The following is a 19,404-nucleotide window of genomic DNA, read 5'->3' on the forward strand; positions in this document are numbered from 1 at the left end:
TTAACGAACATAACCTTCGTTATGATCTAATAATTCACAATATTCGGCTACCGCATCTTCCAATTTAGTAAAGCCTTTATCGTAACCGGCCGCCATCAATTTAGTGGTGTCCGCTTCCGTAAAGCTCTGATATTTACCTTTTAACACTTCAGGGAACGGAATATAGCGTAAGTTACCGGAGCCGTTATAATCAATAACAGCCTGCATGAAGCGGTTGAAGCTTTTCGCTTCGCCCGTACCGCAGTTAAAAATACCGCTGATTTCCGGATGTTCCCAGAAGAAGAAGTTTACATTGACTACATCTTTGACATAGATAAAGTCGCGTAACTGTCCGCCGTTTTCATAACCGTCGGTACCTTCAAACAAAGTAATTTCACCGGTTTCGCGAAGTTTGTAGAACATCTGCCGTACTAAAGAAGCCATATTACCCTTATGGTTTTCATTCGGTCCGAATACGTTAAAGTAGCGTAAACCTACTACTTGGGATTGCAAGTCTTTTTCAAAACGACGAACATAACGGTCGAAGAATAATTTAGAATACGCATACGGATTCAACGCTTCTTCGCATTCCGGTTTTTCGGTAAAACCTTTTTTGCCATGACCGTAAGTGGATGCAGACGATGCATAAATGAACGGCACACGACGTTCTTGGCAATAGTGGAACAAGTTTTTGGTGCCTTCAAAGTTATTATGCATCATGTAACGGCCGTCATAATTCATCGTATCCGCACAAGCCCCTTCATGGAACACTACTTCAATCGGTCCCACATCAAAGGTATTCGTAGCTACCGCATCATCGAAGTCGATGCAATCTACGTAATCATAATAATCGAGCATCTGCAAATTACGGATTTTGCTGCCGTCTGTTAAATCGTCGACGATCAAAATATCGTTGCGACCGCGTTCGTTAAGTTGTTTAACGATATTACTGCCGATAAAACCGGCACCGCCTGTAACTATAATCATAATAATCCCTCCTGCACCAAGGACTTAATCTTCTCTATAATACCCGTCGTGGAATAACCGTTTTTAAACGGTAAAATCATCACTTTATCCACGTATTCACGGCCGATAACGTCTTCCGGCTTATAATCGCCGCCTTTAACCAAAATATTGGGGCGCAACGCACTTAATAATTCAGCGGGGGTGTCTTCTTCAAAGACAACGACGCCATCCACAAACCCCAAAGCCCCCATAAGTTCGGCGCGGGAACTTTCAGAATTAATCGGACGCGCCACCCCTTTAAGGCGTTTCACCGACGCATCGGAATTAAGGCCCACAATCAAATGGTCTCCCAAGCGAGCCGCATCACGCAAATAGGATAAATGGCCGCTGTGAAGAATGTCAAAACAACCATTCGTAAATACAACGGTATGACCTTCATTCTGCCACTGACGAATTTTAGCCGCCATTTCCTCACGACTGTAACCGATAATCGGATCCGCCTGACGTTGGCGTTGACGAATAGTAGCCCACAAATCCAAGAGTTCCTGACGATGAATCGGATAGGTTCCGACTTTGGACACAACAACGCCGGCCGCCGCATTGGCAACGTGTAAAGTACCGCGTACCGTAAGGCCCGCCGCCATAGCCGTAATAATCATGGCCACTACCGTATCACCGGCGCCACTCACATCAAATACATCCTGCTGCGTCGCCGGATTATGCCAAATCTGACCCTGACGACTCACAATAGTAATCCCTTTAGCAGAACGTGTAGCCACCACATAATCAAAATCAACGGCATCCAATGTTTCTTTCGCCGCTTCAACGATGGCTTCATCTGTGTTCGCTAAATTTCTACCGATGTATTCGCTTAATTCTTTTACATTCGGCGTAATAAACGTAGCACCACTATATTTAGACCAATCATTGCCCTTTGGATCAACGATGGTTTTTATACCTTTGGCTTTGGCGATTTTTAAAACTTCCCCCAGAACGGCCGTCGTACATACGCCCTTGCCGTAATCAGAAATAACGATGCCGTCAAGGCCATGTTCAGCCAACTCTTTAATCCAAGCCAACAGGAATTCTGTTTCTTTCGCATTCACCGGTTCCGGCTCTTCAAAATCGAGGCGCATCATTTGCTGACGACCGCCGAGGATTCGCATTTTAGTCGTGGTCTGACGGGACGGCTCACGCATAATACCGGAATGATTGATATTTTCTACTTCCAATAAATCGGTCAACAATTTACCATGCGTATCTTCACCGGCTACACCGCCCAAGAACACCTGACAATCAAGATTTGCCAAATTGGATGCTACGTTAGCAGCTCCACCCAAGACTTCACACACATCGGTGACGCGGTTAACGGGCACCGGCGCTTCCGGCGAAATACGACTCACATCGCCGAATACATAGCGATCTACCATTATATCGCCGATAACGGCAATACGTAGCTTAGGCAATTTATTATTCAAAAACTCGGTAATTGTTTTACTTATCATATTCTTCTTCCACCAGCTCACAAATAATATGGCCTACCATAATATGCATTTCCTGGATACGTGCCGTTACTTTTGAAGGTACGGCAAAGGTAATATCGCAAATATCTTTAAGTTTGCCACCGCCTTCACCGGTAAACGCAATCGTGTGCATACCCGTATCACGTGCTTTTAACGCCGCTTTTACCACATTGGCACTGTTACCTGAAGTGGAGATGCCGATTAAAACATCACCGGAACGGCCAAGCCCTTCAACCTGACGGGCAAATACTTCGTCATAGCCGTAATCATTGGCTACGGCTGTCAAAATCGATGTATCGGTTGTTAAAGCGATACTTGCCAACGAACGACGTTCTTTTTGAAAACGACCTATCAATTCAGCCGCCAAATGCTGAGCATCCGCAGCCGAACCGCCATTGCCGCAAAATAAAACTTTATTACCCGCTTTTAACGCCTCTTTGCAGCGCTCTGCCATTAGCTGAATTACATCCATTTGTTCCATTGTCTTGCCGAACACATCCAAATGGTCTGTAAAACGCTCCGCAATAATAGGATTCAACTCTCCTTGAAATTCCATATAGCCTCCTAAAAACTATGTTAATAATGCGCTGTCCATTCTTAAAATGCATATTGCATTTATATTATACTGCTTCATCGAGCCATATAAATTACAATATAGTCTGTAATAAACGTTCCGCATTGTCGTTAAATATTTTATCCGTATCGTGCTCACTGAGGCCCGCTTTACGAAAAGCATCATATAAGCGCATCATGTCACCGGCATCTTCAATTTCCGTATCCGGTCTGATGCCGTCAAAATCCGTGCCTAACGCTACTACATCACTGCCCCCTACATTACGAATATAGAGGCCGTGACGCACAATATCTTCGATTAAGCTGATGCGGGATGTGCCTAAAAAGGACTGTGCAAAATTAAGACCGATTACCCCGCCCTTATTGGCAATGAGACGTATTTGATCATCCGTTAAATTACGTCGATGATTAGTCAACGCCCTGGCATTGGAGTGAGAGGCAATAAATGGTTTCGTTAAGATTTCACCAAGCTGATACGTACCCGTATCGTTTAAATGAGAACAATCCACTATCATCCCTAAGTCTTCCATATATTGTACAAACTCAATCCCCTTCGGGGTCAAACCCTTACCTTCATACTTTTCACCATTAGGATAGGATAAACCGTTCGGGAAATTCCAGCTAATCGTAATGAGGCGCACACCGTCATCATAGGCTTTTTTCAAACGCTGTAAGTCGCCTTCAAAAACGCCCCCTTCTTCAACAGATAATAAGGCGCTTATTTTTCCGGCTTCACGAGCCGCTTTAAACTCTTCATAGGACCGTACATGAACAATATCGTTCTTATACTTTTCCATTTCCGCCATAAATAATTGGCGCATAGCTTCATAGCGGGCATAGGGATCTTTTTCCTGATCAAGCTCTACAAAGAGAGCAAAATCTTGTAAATGATAACCACCCTTTTTTAATTTTGCTATGTCTATTTTCCATGGATTCTGCCCCAAGTCGCCCTTATCGGGTTCATCGATGAGCATCATTATGGTATCACAATGTAAATCTATCATTTGCTATCCTCATGATCGCGCAAATCCTTCAATACGGCCACAAAGGCTTGTACGTCTTCAAAATTACGATAAACCGAGGCAAAGCGAACGTACGCCACTTCGTCGATATTTTTCAATTCCGCCAAAACCAAATCACCGATTTCAGAGGATTTAATTTCCTGCTGCGAGCGATTGCGAATCGTGTCTTCTACATTTTTTACAACATTTTCCAATGTTTCGCGGGGAATATTACGCTTGTTACAAGAGCGCAAAATACCGTTCAACAATTTGCTGCGGTCAAACATTTCATAAATGCCGCTCGATTTGATGACCATAATCGGCACATCTTCGATAACTTCATATGTCGTAAAACGGCGTCCGCAAGACAAGCATTCACGGCGCCGACGGATGCTGTTATCATCATCGGTAGCGCGCGAATCGGTTACTTTATTTTCAGTATGTTTACAGTAAGGACATCTCATGAGTTCACCTCATTTCTTTAAATACGTTTTGCTGTTCTCAGCAATCTCGTCAATAAAACGATCCAACATTTCATAACGTTTGCGATACATATTGCGTTTATGCGTCTTGGCCGTTTCGTAAGTCTTACGTTCTTCCGCTAAAGGAATCCGATAGAATTTTTTATCTTCGGCACAAGGTGTACCGCCCAATTCATTCCAGAACGGATCAAACTGTACTTTTTTAGAACGATTGATACGAATCAAATGACTGTTGGTATAAAAACCTTCGTCGGAAATAGCGTATAAGGAATTAATTCCCATTTGCGTTGCCAATTGACGCATTAAGAAGAACATAAAATTCTTAGGTCGATAACTGAACATTTTCTTCGTAATCTGTTTTGCCTTATCAAGACCGTTTTTGTGACCCTGAATGGTACCGATCCAAATACAAGGTTCACCGTTAAAACCATGACCCAAGCGGAAGTTGATATGGTAAATACTTTCCCCTTCATACATGAGGAATAAACTTAAAAAGCCTTCTTTACGCTAGCCTGTATGGAACCAAAGCTGTGCTTTTAAATCGAGTTCTTCGTTCTGCCAAATCACTACAGCATGGCTCTCATCGGGATTATACATCTCCGTAATGGCTTCTTGGGTGAAATAGTCCGGAAGCATGTCAAAGTGATCTTTAATCGCTGCCAAACGCTCTTTAGCCGATGAATTTTTAAATAAAAATACGCGATTAATTACTTCATAAATACCTTCGTGCTTGTCGAGCAAATTAGGTAAAGGCTGATAGTTGTCGAAATACTCGATAAGTTCCTTCAACTGCTTGCGATTCTTATAAGAGCGACCTACAAACAAAGTAATGCGTCGCTTCTCGCGCCAAGATCTATAGCCGTAAATAGAGCGTCCCAACGCCCATTGTTTCTTCCCATATGAAAACATACCTTCACTCCTTAATCGTTTAAGATAAACTCTTTTAAATTAATTACCGTTGAAGTATTAACTTTATCAATATCTGAAATTTATCTTGTAGTTAATCCTATTTGAACTTTCAACATATTGTATCTGAATGTCATATAAAAACTCTCTATATGCTAAAGGGTTTCTAATCTATTGTAACACGAAATGACGAAAAGGACTATCAAAGTCAATGTATATGGGCTTAATTTGTGAAAATAACCTTCCCAACCGCCCCAATTTTGCCATTATTTGATAGTTTATTTAATAAATACAAAAAAACCGGCCTTCTCAAATGAGAAGGTCGGCTTAAAGTCATGCACTTTTATCAAGCATTATGTTATTAAGAGTTGGAACGGTCCTGAATCTTGAGCAAGCAGTCGCCGCTTTCGATTCGGCTGCCTTCACGAACATAGACTTCCCCAACGATACCATCGATTGGTGATGTAATCGTTGTTTCCATCTTCATGGCTTCGGTTACGATGAGCGGTTCGCCCTTCAAGACGCTTTGACCTGTCTTAACGATAACCTTAACAACGGAACCGGACAAGGTTGCACCAACTTCACCAGGTTGCGTTTTATCAACTTTATGACGAACAACACCGGTAGTTTTAACGCGTTTGTCGCGAATCTTAATATCACGAGGCTGACCATTGAATTCAAAGCTTACAATACGATTACCGTCTTCATCCACTTCACTGACGTGAATCAATTTGATAATGAGCATTTTACCTTTTTCAATGGTTACGTGAATGGATTCACCACGGCGCATACCGAAGAAGAAGGTTGGTGTATCCAATACGGAAATATCGTCATAATCGCTGTTGAATTCAACATAATCGCTGTAAACTTTAGGATACAAGCAGTATGCGATTACATCTTCATCAGTTGCCGGCGAACCTAAATCAACCAAGTGTTTACGTACATCTTCAAAATCAACCGGTTCTAAGTAAGCGCCCGGACGACCTTTAAGTTGCTGTTTGCCCTTCAAAATAATCTTCTGTAATTTCTTAGGGAAACCTTGGTATGGTACGCCTAAATAACCTTGGAAGAATTCAACTACGGATTGAGGGAAATCAAGGGTTTCGCCTTTATCGTAGATGTCTTGTTCCGTAAGATCATTTTGAACCATGAATAAAGTCATATCACCAACTACTTTAGAAGATGGCGTTACTTTGATGATATCGCCAAACATCATGCTTACCTGATGATATACTTTTTTAACTTCATCCCAACGTTCACCGAGACCTACACTCTTAGCCTGCTGCTGCAAGTTGGAGAACTGGCCGCCCGGCATTTCATGCTGGTACACTTCGGTGCTTGGATATGGATTAGTTTTATCAACGCCTTTGTAGTATGGACGAATGGATGCAAAGTAATGAGACATCTGTTCCATATAATCCGCATTCATTTCAGGCTGACGGTCATGACCGGACAAACCATAATACAAGGAGTTCATGCTTGGCTGGCTGGTACCGTTGGCAAATGCCGAGTATGCTACGTCAACTACGTCAACGCCCGCATCAATAGCACGGCCATAGGTATAAATAGCATTGCCTGCCCCTTCATGAGTATGTAAGTGGATTGGCAAATCTACAGCATCTTTCAATGCAGATACCAAGTTGTAAGCGGCTTGCGGTTTCAAAAGACCGGCCATATCTTTGATGGCGATAATGTTGGCACCGGCTTTTGCTACTTCTTTAGCCATGCTTACATAGTAATCTAAGTTGTATTTTGTACGGCTTGCATCGAGAATATCGCCGGTGTAGCACAAGGATACTTCGGCAATCTTATTCTGATTACGAACTTCATCGATAGCCACATGCATATTGTCGAGGCTGTTCAAGCTGTCGAATACGCGGAATACATCGACACCGTTATCGGCAGCCAATTTAATGAACTGACGAACAACATTGTCAGGATAGCTGGTATAACCTACCGCATTGGCACCGCGAAGTAACATCTGTAACAATACATTCGGAACTTGTTTGCGGAACATGCGTAAGCGTTCCCATGGATCTTCATGCAAGAAACGATAAGCTACATCGAAGGTAGCGCCGCCCCAGCATTCCAAGGAGAACAAGTTGGATACACCGCGGGCCGCTTCGCCGGCTACGCGCGCCATATCAACGGTACGCAAGCGAGTGGCAAACAAGGACTGATGCGCATCACGCCAAGTTGTATCGGTGAAGAATACCTGTTTTTGTTCACTTAACCATTTGGAGAACCCTTCAGGTCCCAATTCATCAAATTTCTGTTTAGTACCTGCCGGTGGTTGACCCGGAAGCAAAGCCGGCATCTGAATCGGTTCAAAATCAGGTACTTCCTGATGGCCAAGGCCTTGGTAGCCGTTTACGGTTACATCGGCGATATAACGCAACATTTTAGTACCACGGTCACGAACTTGTTTAAAAATAAACAATTCAGGATGTTCATCAATGAAATTAACATTGCAAGTACCGGACATGAATTCAGGACTTTCCAATACATTGATTAAGAAGTGAATGTTCGTTTTGACACCACGAATACGGAATTCGCGCAAACAACGAAGCATTTTCATAATGGATTCTTCAGGAGTTAGAGCCCAGGAAGAAGCTTTTACCAATAAAGAATCATAGTATGGCGTAATTACGGAGCCGGTGAAAGCGTTACCGCCGTCGAGACGAATACCGAAACCGCCACTGGAACGATAGGCTACCAATTTACCGGTATCAGGCATGAAGTTGTTGCTTGGATCTTCAGTGGTGATACGACACTGAATAGCTTGACCGTTACATTCAATATCTTCCTGTGCAGGGATGCCTACTTCTTTATCGAATAAAGAATAGCCTTCCGCTACACGAATTTGAGTTTTTACAATATCAATACCGGTGATTAATTCAGTAATAGTATGTTCTACCTGAATACGAGGGTTTACTTCGATGAAGTAGAAATTGCCGTCATTGGTAACTAGGAATTCGACGGTACCGGCACCCACGTATTTAACATTTTTCATAATTTGAACGGCTGCATCACAGATGCGTTGACGTGTTTCCATAGGCAATGCGAAAGCAGGTGCCATTTCAACAACTTTCTGGTGACGACGCTGTACGGAGCAGTCACGTTCATATAAATGAACTACATTACCATGAGCATCGCCCATGATCTGTACTTCAATATGTTTAGGTTCAACGATTAATTTTTCAACATATACATCATCATCGCCAAAGGCCATTTTCGCTTCGGATTTGGCGCGATCATAGGCTTCACGAAGTTCACCCATAGATTCAACAGCACGCATACCGCGACCGCCGCCACCGTTAACGGCTTTAATCATCAATGGGAAACCGTGAGTTTTGGCAAACTCTTCAAGTTCTTCAAAATTGTTAAGAGGTCCGTCACTCCCCGGAATCATAGGAATGCCGGCTAATTTAGCCTGAATACGGGCGTTTACCTTGTCCCCGAACATTTCCAAATGTTCCAGACGAGGTCCGATGAATGTGATGCCTTCTTCTTCGCATCGTTTGGCAAAACGGGCATTCTCTGCCAAGAAGCCGTAGCCCGGATGGATGGCATCTACATCATGTTCATGAGCGATACGAATGATATCTTCGATATCCAAATACGCATCGACCGGTTTTTTACCGCGTCCTACTAAGTACGCTTCATCCGCTTGATTACGATGTAAAGAAAGCGAATCTTCTTTTGAGTAAATTGCTATTGTGCGAATTCCCATTTCGTTACACGCACGGAAAACACGGATAGCAATCTCACCTCGGTTGGCAACCAACACAGATTTAATTTCTTTCATGAGACTTCCTCCTCAACTTGTTACCTCTCTACATTGTAGGAGCATTCCCAAAGGAATACAACCTTTATTTACCATGTATACACAATACATACATGAGATAACCATAATTAGTATGTCACTAAAAGCCCGATAAAATATAACGCTTCCAGCCACATAACTACGCCCATAAGACGTTTGAACCAAAAAATACCTGTCCGATAATTTGGCTGTGTCACCAATTTAGCCAGTCGTTCCAAACGATTGGTGAGCCAAAATACAGGAATTAAATAGCCTATAATAAATGAAATAATCATCACCGATGCCAATTTCCAGCCCGCTACGGCAATCGTAGCAACGAGCCAGATGTAAATCGGCAAACGATCATAACGCCACGAGAGACCAACCAACAGCCCCTGTTTTACAATAGCCAGAGTACGGCCTATCGGCGTGCGGGCTCTTTCAATGCGTCGTTCATCGCGCCCTTTAAGCGGCGCCGGATGAATAAAGGCAATCCACTCAAACGCTTGCAGCGACATGGCTACGAGCAAGACGCCCCAAATCACATAGGAGCTGCCGCCAATACTGGTGGGGCCTAAAATGCGCGAACCGATGACACCGACCACAATGATCGATGCGGTCATGCCAATGGCAAAATAAATACGCTTATATATATGTCCCGCCAAGCGCGGCAAAATCGTGGCCACCGTTTCCGGCACCAGCGACATGCCAAAGCCGGCCAGGAAAATTAACACGATTAACGTGAGCTTACCATAGGAAGTGCCTAGAACGTCCGTGATAAGCATTGTATACTCAGTCAGCATAAATACCTACCTTAAAAACGCCTTCATTAAATTATCCAACGCTTCCTGGTCATCAGCCCCCATGGTTTCGCGCGCCGAATGCATAGCCAGAATCGGCACCCCCACATCCATAGTACGCATAGCCAACATGGCGGACGTAATGGATCCCACCGTAGAACCGCCCGGAATATTCGAGCGATTTACATATATCTGATACGGAATAGAATCGTTTTCACACAAAGCCTTTACCGTGGCAATAGCCCATGCATCACCGGCATAGGATTGACTGGATGCCATTTTTAAAACAACACCCTTATTCAAAATAGGATAATTGGTAATGTCATTTTTTTCAGGATAGTTCGGATGATAACCGTGAGCCACATCGGCGGAAATCATAAAACCCGCCGCTACATCGGCATAGCATTCCGCTTTCGTATGACCGGTCGCCATATAAATACGTTCTACCAATTGTGACAAAATTGTAGACGCCCCGCCCTGTTTGGTGCGACTGCCCACTTCTTCATTGTCGAATAACACAACCATTCGAAGCCCTTCAGCGTCCGTTGCTTTAGCTTCAAAAATGCCTTCCAGGCAAGCCACACAGGACGTAAGATTATCGATGCGTGGCGAGCTGATAAACTCATCATAGCGGCCAAAGGTTGTGCCCCCTTCCACCGGATAAAGCGTCAATTCATAGGACAAAATATCCTCAGCCGGCCGTTTTACAAGCTCGCTCAAAAATTCACGCCACTCACGGTCGGTATCAATCTTATCATTACACATCATGAAAAGCGGCAACATATCCTTTTGCTTATCAAGTGCCACCCCTTCATTAATTTGACGATTCATATGAATAGCCAAATTAGGGATTGTCAAAAGCGGTCTTGCCACATCCACATAGTGAACGTCAGGCCGGAAAGGATCGTCCGTACGTGTCACTACCGCACCGGCCATAGACAAAGGGCGATCAAGCCAAGTATTTAATATCAGTCCCCCGTAAGTCTCCACATTAAGCTCACCATAGCCTTTGGTATCTACCAACGGATTTGGCTTAATGCGAATAGCCGGAAAATCCGTATGGGCCGAAGCAATGCGCATAGAATGGCGAAGATTCGATCCGATATGGAAGGCCACCAAAGTGGAGTCATAGACCTTTACAAAGTAGTCCCCTTCACCGAGAGCCCAAACGTCTTCAAGGAATAATTCCGTAAAGCCTTTCGCCTTCAGCTCATTGGCACCGGTCTTCACCGTATGATACGGGGAGGTACTATTATCTATAAAATCTAACAATCGTGCTACTGTATCCATAGTACACCTCATTTTGTTTAATTACACTAGATATTATAACACAATTGAGGATAAAACAAAAAAGAGAAAGCCTGCCGCGCAAAGGACAGTGCTTTCTCTTCTTAGGTTGGATATTATTCTATGAAATATATTAAAAATTTATTACCAAAGGCCCAAGACTTTCCACCACATGGAACCGACACCGAGCCAAATAACAAGGTTGACAACAGAAGCGATGAAACCTAAGCGCCACCAAGTATTCTGCGGAACATAACCAGAGTTAAACAAGATTGGTGAAGGACCGGCTGCATAGTGAGTAAGGGACATACATAAGTTGGAGAAGAATGCGAACGCAAGCATTGCCAAGTACGGAGGTGTGCCGGCGCTGATAGCAACCGCTACAAACACTACATACATAGCCGTAATATGTACGGTAAGACTTGCGAACAAGTAATGGGAATAGGTGTAAATCAAAATCAAAATCATGAATGCCATGATCCATTCAATACCGGCTACTTGGTCGCCGACGATTTTGGCAAACCAAGGAATAAAACCTAATTTATTCAATTGAGATGCCAAGGCCATCATAGTACCCATCCAGATTAAAGTATCCCAGCCGCCTTTTTCTTCCGTTACATCGGACCAGGTTAACACTTTAGTAACGAGGAGAATACTTACGCCTAATAATGCAACCGTAGTTGCGTTAAGGCCGGTAAATTGACCGGTAGCCCACAAAACTAGAGATAAAATAAATACGCCGAGCATTACTTTTTCAGCAAAACTCATAGCGCCGAGTTCTTTTAATTCCTTAGCAATATGAGCTTGAATTTCACGGGTATCTTTTAATTCCGGCGGATAAATAAAGTATAAAATCAGCGGCATAACAATCAAGGCCACTAAGCCCGGAACGATGGCGGCAATAGCCCAGTCGCCCCAAGTAATGGTGTAACCGAAAGAAGCAGCGATTAAAGAAGCAACCAAGGTATTGCCGGCCATGGAAGTCATAAACATAGCGGATGTAATGGTATTGCCTTGATAAATGGTTTGAATCAAGTAAGCACCGATTTTACGAGCTGTATCGCCCGGTTCGGAACCGAAAGCCGATGCCAACGATTTAGTAATCGGATAAATAACCCCGCCCGCACGAGCCGTATTGGATGGTGTAGCCGGCGATAAAATTAAATCACTGATAACAAGAGCATACGATAATTTCAAAGAGTTACTGCCTACCGCTGTAATCATAGTGTAAGCAATACGTTTACCCAAGCCGGTTTTTATAAAACCGCGAGAGAATAAGAAAGCAGCTACGATTAACCAAATAGCTGTATTGGCAAAACCGGCTAAGCCTTCGCCAATTTTTAAAGTGTTGGTTACAGCCGAAATGACAATACTGATAATCGATAAGGCCCCGATTGGCAGTGGCTGTAAAATGAATCCTAAAATAGTACCGGCAAAAATAGCAAATAAGTGCCACGCTTGCGGTTTAAGACCTTCCGGTACCGGCATAAACCAGATGATGACACCTACCAAGATGGGAATAATCCATGACATATACTTTTTCACGTAATGTTCCTCCCTTTCCCTTTTAACAACTTTGTTACTTGAATAATATCCTACATATAAAAAACACAGGCTACTCCCCTTTTCTATAAAGAAAATAAGCAGCCTGTGTTTAATACCTTATGTAATGCTATTGAGGTAATTCTACAGATTCTAAGTTCGTTTGTTCAATGTCTTCTAACTTGCCGGCATCACAAAGAGCTGCTACGTTTGGATCAATTGGTAAACGACCTAACAATAATAAATTATAACGTTCAAGTACATCATCAATATGACTGTCACCGAAAATCTTGTAATCTTTGCCGTTATCCGGGCAATGGAAATACGAGAAGTTTTCTACAACCCCGATAATCGGAATTTGCATGAATTCAGCCATCTTAACGGCCTTCTCAACAATCATAGATACCAAGTCCTGCGGTGATGTTACAACTACAATACCGTCTAAGGACAAAGACTGGAATACGGTAATGGCTACGTCGCCGGTTCCCGGTGGCATATCCACGAATAAATAATCCAAATCCTTCCAAATTACATCCGTGTAAAACTGCTTAACTACATTGCCTACGATAGGACCGCGCCATAACACAGGGTCACTTTCGTTTTCGAGTAAAAGGTTAACCGACATTACGTCGATGCCGCCTTTAGACTGAATCGGGTACATACCCAATTCATCTACATGAGCTTTACCGTTAATACCAAATACTTTAGGGATAGAAGGACCGGTAATATCACCGTCAAGAATCCCTACTTTAAAACCACGACGTGCCATCGTAATAGCTAATAAAGATGTAACGAGGGATTTACCTACGCCACCCTTACCGCTGACTACGCCGATAACATGTTTTACACTGCTTAAATCATTAAGCTTTGCCGTCAAATCCGGCGGCGTTTGTTGGGCACTGCCGCAAGAGGATGCCGAAGAGCAACCGCTGCAGCCGCCTGAACTACCACATGCCATAAAATACACCTACTTTCAATCGGCCTTGCCGATATATTCATTTAATTATACGAAGAAATCTTTCTTCCTTTAAAGTGTAGCATATAAATCAGCTTTTATCAATATAAGAGAGTGCATGGCAAACATGATAATCTGTTATGCCCATGCACTCTGATGATTTGTAATTATACGAAATTATGAAGTAATTGTAAAGTCTAATCAATTAAAAATCATGACTATTTGATAAATGATTTTGTTAATTGACCTACAATCGTCATACCTGCCACGATTTGTTCCTTACTTTGGAAGGTAAAACTGAAGCGGAACGACTGACCGGCCGGTACACCGTCGGCCGCAAAGGCTGCGCCCGGTACGATGCCTACCTTATGCTCCATACAGGCTTCGAAGAAAGCGTCACAATCGACACCGTCCGGCATGGTAAGCCATAAGAACATACCGCCGGTCGGTTCCACAAAATGAACCTTATCGCTACCGTGCGCTCTAAGGGTTTGCATCATCAAATCGGCTTTCTCTTTGTATACCGTCGATACATGTTTAATCTGAGCGTCATAGTCAATAACATCGAGCAAGCGGGATACAACGCGCTGAGTAACGAGCGGCATTTGACCGTCCTGATTATTCTTCAACGCCTGAATCGCTTCAATGGCTTGTTTAGGACCGTACAAGAAACCTACGCGAAGACCGGCCGATAAAGTTTTGGAATAGGAACCGGCATAGATAACGCGATTATCCGTGTCCATTTCTTTAAACGTCGGCACAATGGTATCGGTAAAACGAATTTCACCGTATGGATCGTCTTCATAGATAAAAAGATTATATTTAGCAGCAATCGCATAAATTGCTTTGCGGCGTTCTAAAGGCATAGTGATACCTGTCGGATTTTGGAAATTAGGGATTAAGTAGATATATTTCCCCTTGCCTTTTTTAGCTGCTTCTTCCAATGCTTCCGGAATCATACCGAAATCGTCCATGGCAATGCCTACAGCTTTAGCCCCTACATTGCGAACCGCGTTAATACCGCTGGTAAATGAATAGGCATCCATGAATACTTCGTCACCCGGTTCACACAAAGTACGCGGTACAAGCCCCAAATCTTGACCGGCGCCGATAGAGATTAAAAGTTGCTGCCCTTCCGTAGGCATATGGCGAACTTTAACGAGACGTTCAATCGTCTGTTCGGCCAAGCGGGCATCACCGGCCATAGGACCGTACTGTAATATGTCAATCGGATTCGTATGCACCACATGGTCGAAGGCTTCTTGAATTGCCTCTACGGGAATAGCTTCCGAGGCGGGATTACCGATACCAAAGCTGATAAAACCGGGAATACCGGCACCGCGTTCAAATACTTTGCGGATAAAAATCGGCCCTTTTAATTGGGCTCTGTCCGGAATTTGAAATGTAAAACTCATAACTCTCTCTCCTTTTACTACTATACTGCCAAGCTACATGTTGGATAAACGATAAGCGTACCCAAGTAGGTACGCTTACATTTAATTTGTTATTTATTTTACTATGAAAACATGAATTTGACCACTGTTTATATTAAGCGGCGGCCGGATAATTCATTTTCCGTTTTTGAAAAACACATTTTGCTTAACTTAAGTCAACCTTAATGAACGAATATTTATTCCGGCGTTTGCTCGCGCTTTTTCATCCATCGTTTGTAACCATACCAAGCGATGGCATACACGACAGTTGCAACCACCACAATAATCGTCAAACGATCCAAATGCTGATGTAACATAACCGCATCGTGACCTACCACGACTTCAAGGGCGGTGGACGGAAACTTACCGATTAAGTTGGCAATGGCATAATCGCGTAAGCTGATACGACTGATAGCCCCTAAAGCGGTAATGATGCCGGACGGAAAATACGGGATCGTACGGGCAAAAAGCATAACGGCCAAACCGTTTTTACTGCTGAAGTCATCGACTTTAAGTAAAAACTTATTCTTCTGAATGAGCTTTTCCGCAGAGTCACGCAAAATATAACGCATGAGTAAGAAACTAATGATAACGCCCACCGTCTCAGCGAGCCAGGAAATAATAATCCCCGGAATCAAACCGAAGATTAGGCCGTTCGCGGTTGAAAAGAAAATGGACGGCAAAAAGCCCGCAATATTTATAATTACATCGAGCACAAAGCTGATAACCCAGGCCCATGCACCATAACTTTGAAGAACTTCCGCAATATGATGTACATCACCGGTCCCCAGCAAGTCAATCATATCACCGTAAAAGCCCGGCACAATGAGCTCCAAACTGGCCAATAAAACGACTGCCAATACAACAACAAATACTTTAACCTTTGTTTCTGCTTTCATTCAGTACCCTCATACTAATTAACTCTATATAAAACATATACTCGCATGTTTGTAAAATCACAAATAAAACTAAACTGACCTTACCATTATTTCGAAATATTTCGAAATCTATTGTTCACTTGTATTTTACCATAAATAAGAGGCTTAGAGGTACCCTTTGCGTATAAATTTATCTATTGTTTAGATTTATAAGTTTGATGAAATTAGAAAAGGGCTTGCCAAATTTCTCTGACAAGCCCCTCTCTTTATTTATTATATACAATTGTAAAACGATTATATAACAAATACTATAACGATTAATTGTAACAATTAAACCTCAATAGTTCTTTTATTAAAACCACAGATGCCCATTCTGATGATTTTAATATAATACTGTCGGGAATTATAAACCTACTTTGGCTACCAACTGTTCGATCAATTGACGCTGTGCCGCCAATTCAGCTTCCTGCTGAGCCAAACGATCTTGCTGCGTAGCTACGGTGTTTTCAAGCGAAGCATTTTTAGCTTGTAAACTTGCTACCTCAGTCGTAAGCGCTCGAACGGCTTTCGGACCGCTTGGACGTTGGCCTTCACCTTTAGAACCAAAACGTAAAGATACGCCAAGGTTTACCATGTTTTCATCGCCAAGCGTACCGCCTACGCTGAACAACGTATCTTCGTTAGCTTGATAGAAGGCACCAAGAGCCATAGCCTGCTCACCTTTGTAGTTACCTACACCGGCTGATACGGTGAATTTATCTTCTTCATCGAATTGAAGCGGATGTAAAGCCGCCAACGCTGCCGCGGATGCCCCTACCTTGTCAAGACGTTGGTCGAGTTTACCTACACGATTATTAATAGCCGATACATCACTTGCGATTGCACCTACATTTTCAGAAAGTGTATTCACGTCATTTGTAAGATTGCCCAAATCTGTTGCTAACGTGTTCACATTCGTAGTGAGTGTATCTACATTGGTGTTTAAAGTACTTACATTGGCGGAAATGTTATCTACATCAGTTCTTAATGTACTTACATTGCCTTCGACAGTCGTTACTCTACCATCAATAGTCTGAACTTTGGTGTCGATGGAATCAACGCGGGTATTGGTTGTATCGATACGGGTGTGTGCTTCTTCAATACGCGTTTCTGCCTTCTCTATTTGACCATTTAACTGGTCAAGGCTTTGATTTGCATCGTTTACACCTAGTTTATCTTTGAGACTAGTTATAAGTTCTTTTGTTAAATTAGTACCATCTTTATTTAGCTTTTCATCAAGATCAGCCTGAACCGCTGACTTAATGTTGGCATCAGATACACTAACTGTGAAGGTTTTTACACCACCATTATCTTTTGTATCAATGTCAACATTAGCTCCACCTTTCACATCAACAGAACCTTGTGCTAAGGTTTTAACCTGATCTGCCGTTAACTGACTTTCGCTTAACTTCGTAATTTGATCTTGGATTCCATTATTTAGGTTTGTTACATCAGCTTTAGTAGCTAAAGCATTATTACCGGCTGCTAACCCAGCTTTCAAACCTTCTACGTCAAGGCCTACTTGATAAGTAGTCTTGTTTGTCTCAGTAGACGGTGTTTCCGAAACAGTAATATATTGTTCATTATCCGCTTTTGCTACAGCTACTGATGATTTTGCTAAATTCTTAACAACATTTTCGCCATCTTCAGAGAGATTAGTTAAATTTTTATCTGCTGCATTTTTGATAATCGTAGTTAAATTATCACTTAAACCAAGGTTATAAGTAGTAACACCGGCATTATCAGTATTAGATGTTAACTCCAATGTGTTGTCAGCTGTTATATCGGTACGCAACCCATTTACTTTATATACTATACCGGTGGACTTATCTACAATCGTATCAGTAATCGTAATATTATTACCCGCTTCCAAGGTTACACGGCTACGTTTTAACTGTGCCACGTTAACCGCATCGGTATCTTGTGTACCGGCAGCTACACCGGTGATTTGACGAGTAAGGCCTCTCTCAGCATTACCAATTGCGAATGCACTGCCGGTTGCTTCCCAGGTACTAGCAGCTTTATTATATATATTCACGTCGGAATCTGTTTTAGAGTTGTATAGTGCATCATATGCACTATTAAAAGCCTCCCCATAAGCTTTTTGCGTATTATATATTTTCTCCATCTCAGCTTTTTTCTGCGTGTCTGTCAAATCAGTTCTTCGCTCAAGCGCATTTACTTGTGTCATTAACCCCATATAATATGATTTATAGACACCTTCAGCTGATTCGGCCTTTTCTCTCAGCTCCTGCACTATCGTTTCTTTACTTGTGTAATTATTAAATGCTGTTTCTGATAAAACCGTACTCATATCTGAAACTTGAACATTTTTTAAAGGATCATAACCTTTAGTCCCATATTGTCCAAGTGATTGAGAGTAACTGCCGATAGCTACGCCGCCTAACGTAGAAGTATCTGCAACTATTCCTTCACCAACCACAGCATTACTGCCAATTGCTACTGCATTTCCTACAGTCTGTGCCTGTTGACCTATGGCTATACTTTCAAACCCATACCCACGAGCCTGATCTCCTAAAGCAACAGAATAATCTGCACGAGCTGCAGCACTAGTACCTATACCTACACTGTTTAAGCCCCAAGAAACTGTACTATTTGCAGAAGTTAAAGCGCCCCTATAACCACCAATAGCAATGGCACCTGTATTATATGCTGCTGCACCACTACCTACAGCTACAGTATTTATATTAGGTAGCTTATTAGAAGCCGCTACGCCAATAATTACAGAACGATCAGCATTCGCTTTTGCTCCCGAACCAATAGCTAACGCCTGTCCACCAACTGTTCTTGTAGTATAGCCAATAGCTAAACTTCCGCCTTGAGCTCTATTATTTGTTTCACTTGTTACGTAACTACCTGTACCCAATGCTATATCCCCAATGAAATTTGCATAGGAACCTGCACCGATAGCAGTAGCCGAAATACCATTAGATCTTGCAAATGCACCAATAGCTGTACTGGAAATAGCACTAGATTGTGCATTACCACCAAGAGCAATACTCAAATTTTCATTTGCACGTGAGCCCAAGCCGATAGCAATAGCACCATCGCCACTATAACTGTCTGCACCACTGGTATTACCCGCTAATGCATCAGTGCCGATAGCTATAGAGCTGGATCCATAACTTATTGCTTCAGTACCTAATGCTAATGATGCGTTGCCATGAGCAAGAGACTTTACACCATTTGCATTGGCCAATAAACCTTTAGCAGT

General features: G+C 42.7%; 13 protein-coding genes and 1 pseudogene. All 14 read right to left on the bottom strand.

The genetic code is table 11. The features are described 5' to 3' along the window. Entirely contained in the window at positions 1-966 is a 966-nt protein-coding gene (rfaD, locus tag EO124_RS07105) for an ADP-glyceromanno-heptose 6-epimerase (RefSeq protein ID WP_021842427.1), read from the bottom strand. Then, positions 963-2,450 (bottom strand): D-glycero-beta-D-manno-heptose-7-phosphate kinase, encoded by a 1,488-nt coding sequence (gene rfaE1, locus EO124_RS07110; RefSeq protein WP_127058935.1) that lies wholly within the window; start codon positions 2,448-2,450, stop codon positions 963-965. Before rfaE1 ends, rfaD begins: the two co-directional genes overlap by 4 nt. Then, positions 2,440-3,024, bottom strand: coding sequence for a D-sedoheptulose 7-phosphate isomerase (gene gmhA / locus EO124_RS07115; protein WP_021842425.1), 585 nt, complete (start codon positions 3,022-3,024; stop codon positions 2,440-2,442). The genes rfaE1 and gmhA overlap by 11 nt, the downstream gene beginning before the upstream one ends. A gap of 91 nt (positions 3,025-3,115) precedes the next feature. Further along, entirely contained in the window at positions 3,116-4,045 is a 930-nt protein-coding gene (locus EO124_RS07120; protein WP_127058936.1) for a dipeptidase, read from the bottom strand. Next, positions 4,042-4,506 carry a transcriptional regulator NrdR gene (gene nrdR / locus EO124_RS07125; protein WP_127058937.1) on the bottom strand — a complete coding sequence of 155 codons (465 nt, stop codon included), beginning with the start codon at positions 4,504-4,506 and terminating at the stop codon, positions 4,042-4,044. Before nrdR ends, EO124_RS07120 begins: the two co-directional genes overlap by 4 nt. Before the next feature lie 9 nt (positions 4,507-4,515). Continuing rightward, positions 4,516-5,433 (bottom strand): annotated as a pseudogene (locus EO124_RS07130) (VirK/YbjX family protein). A 358-nt stretch (positions 5,434-5,791) separates the two neighbouring features. Further along, positions 5,792-9,238: a pyruvate carboxylase gene (locus tag EO124_RS07135; RefSeq protein WP_127058938.1), complete on the bottom strand. Its 3,447-nt coding sequence runs from the start codon at positions 9,236-9,238 to the stop codon at positions 5,792-5,794. 107 nt (positions 9,239-9,345) lie between these two features. Further along, positions 9,346-10,038 carry a hypothetical protein gene (locus EO124_RS07140; protein WP_127058939.1) on the bottom strand — a complete coding sequence of 231 codons (693 nt, stop codon included), beginning with the start codon at positions 10,036-10,038 and terminating at the stop codon, positions 9,346-9,348. A gap of 6 nt (positions 10,039-10,044) precedes the next feature. After that, the gene (locus EO124_RS07145; protein WP_127058940.1) at positions 10,045-11,325 is read right to left on the bottom strand and encodes a M18 family aminopeptidase; all 1,281 of its coding nucleotides are present in this window, start codon (positions 11,323-11,325) and stop codon (positions 10,045-10,047) included. Between the two features lie 141 nt (positions 11,326-11,466). Further along, positions 11,467-12,867 carry an anion permease gene (locus EO124_RS07150; RefSeq protein WP_127058941.1) on the bottom strand — a complete coding sequence of 467 codons (1,401 nt, stop codon included), beginning with the start codon at positions 12,865-12,867 and terminating at the stop codon, positions 11,467-11,469. 127 nt (positions 12,868-12,994) lie between these two features. Further along, positions 12,995-13,822, bottom strand: a complete 828-nt coding sequence (locus EO124_RS07155; RefSeq protein ID WP_127058942.1) for an Mrp/NBP35 family ATP-binding protein — start codon at positions 13,820-13,822, stop codon at positions 12,995-12,997. Between the two features lie 215 nt (positions 13,823-14,037). Then, positions 14,038-15,234 carry an aminotransferase-like domain-containing protein gene (locus EO124_RS07160; RefSeq protein WP_127058943.1) on the bottom strand — a complete coding sequence of 399 codons (1,197 nt, stop codon included), beginning with the start codon at positions 15,232-15,234 and terminating at the stop codon, positions 14,038-14,040. A 215-nt stretch (positions 15,235-15,449) separates the two neighbouring features. Then, positions 15,450-16,151, bottom strand: a complete 702-nt coding sequence (locus EO124_RS07165) for a TVP38/TMEM64 family protein (protein ID WP_127058944.1) — start codon at positions 16,149-16,151, stop codon at positions 15,450-15,452. A 382-nt stretch (positions 16,152-16,533) separates the two neighbouring features. Next, a partial coding sequence (locus EO124_RS07170; protein ID WP_206512552.1) for a YadA-like family protein occupies positions 16,534-19,404 on the bottom strand: 2,871 nt, incomplete at its 5' end.

Source organism: Veillonella ratti (genome assembly GCF_003992115.1).
Classification (GTDB): Bacteria; Bacillota; Negativicutes; order Veillonellales; family Veillonellaceae; genus Veillonella_A; species Veillonella_A ratti.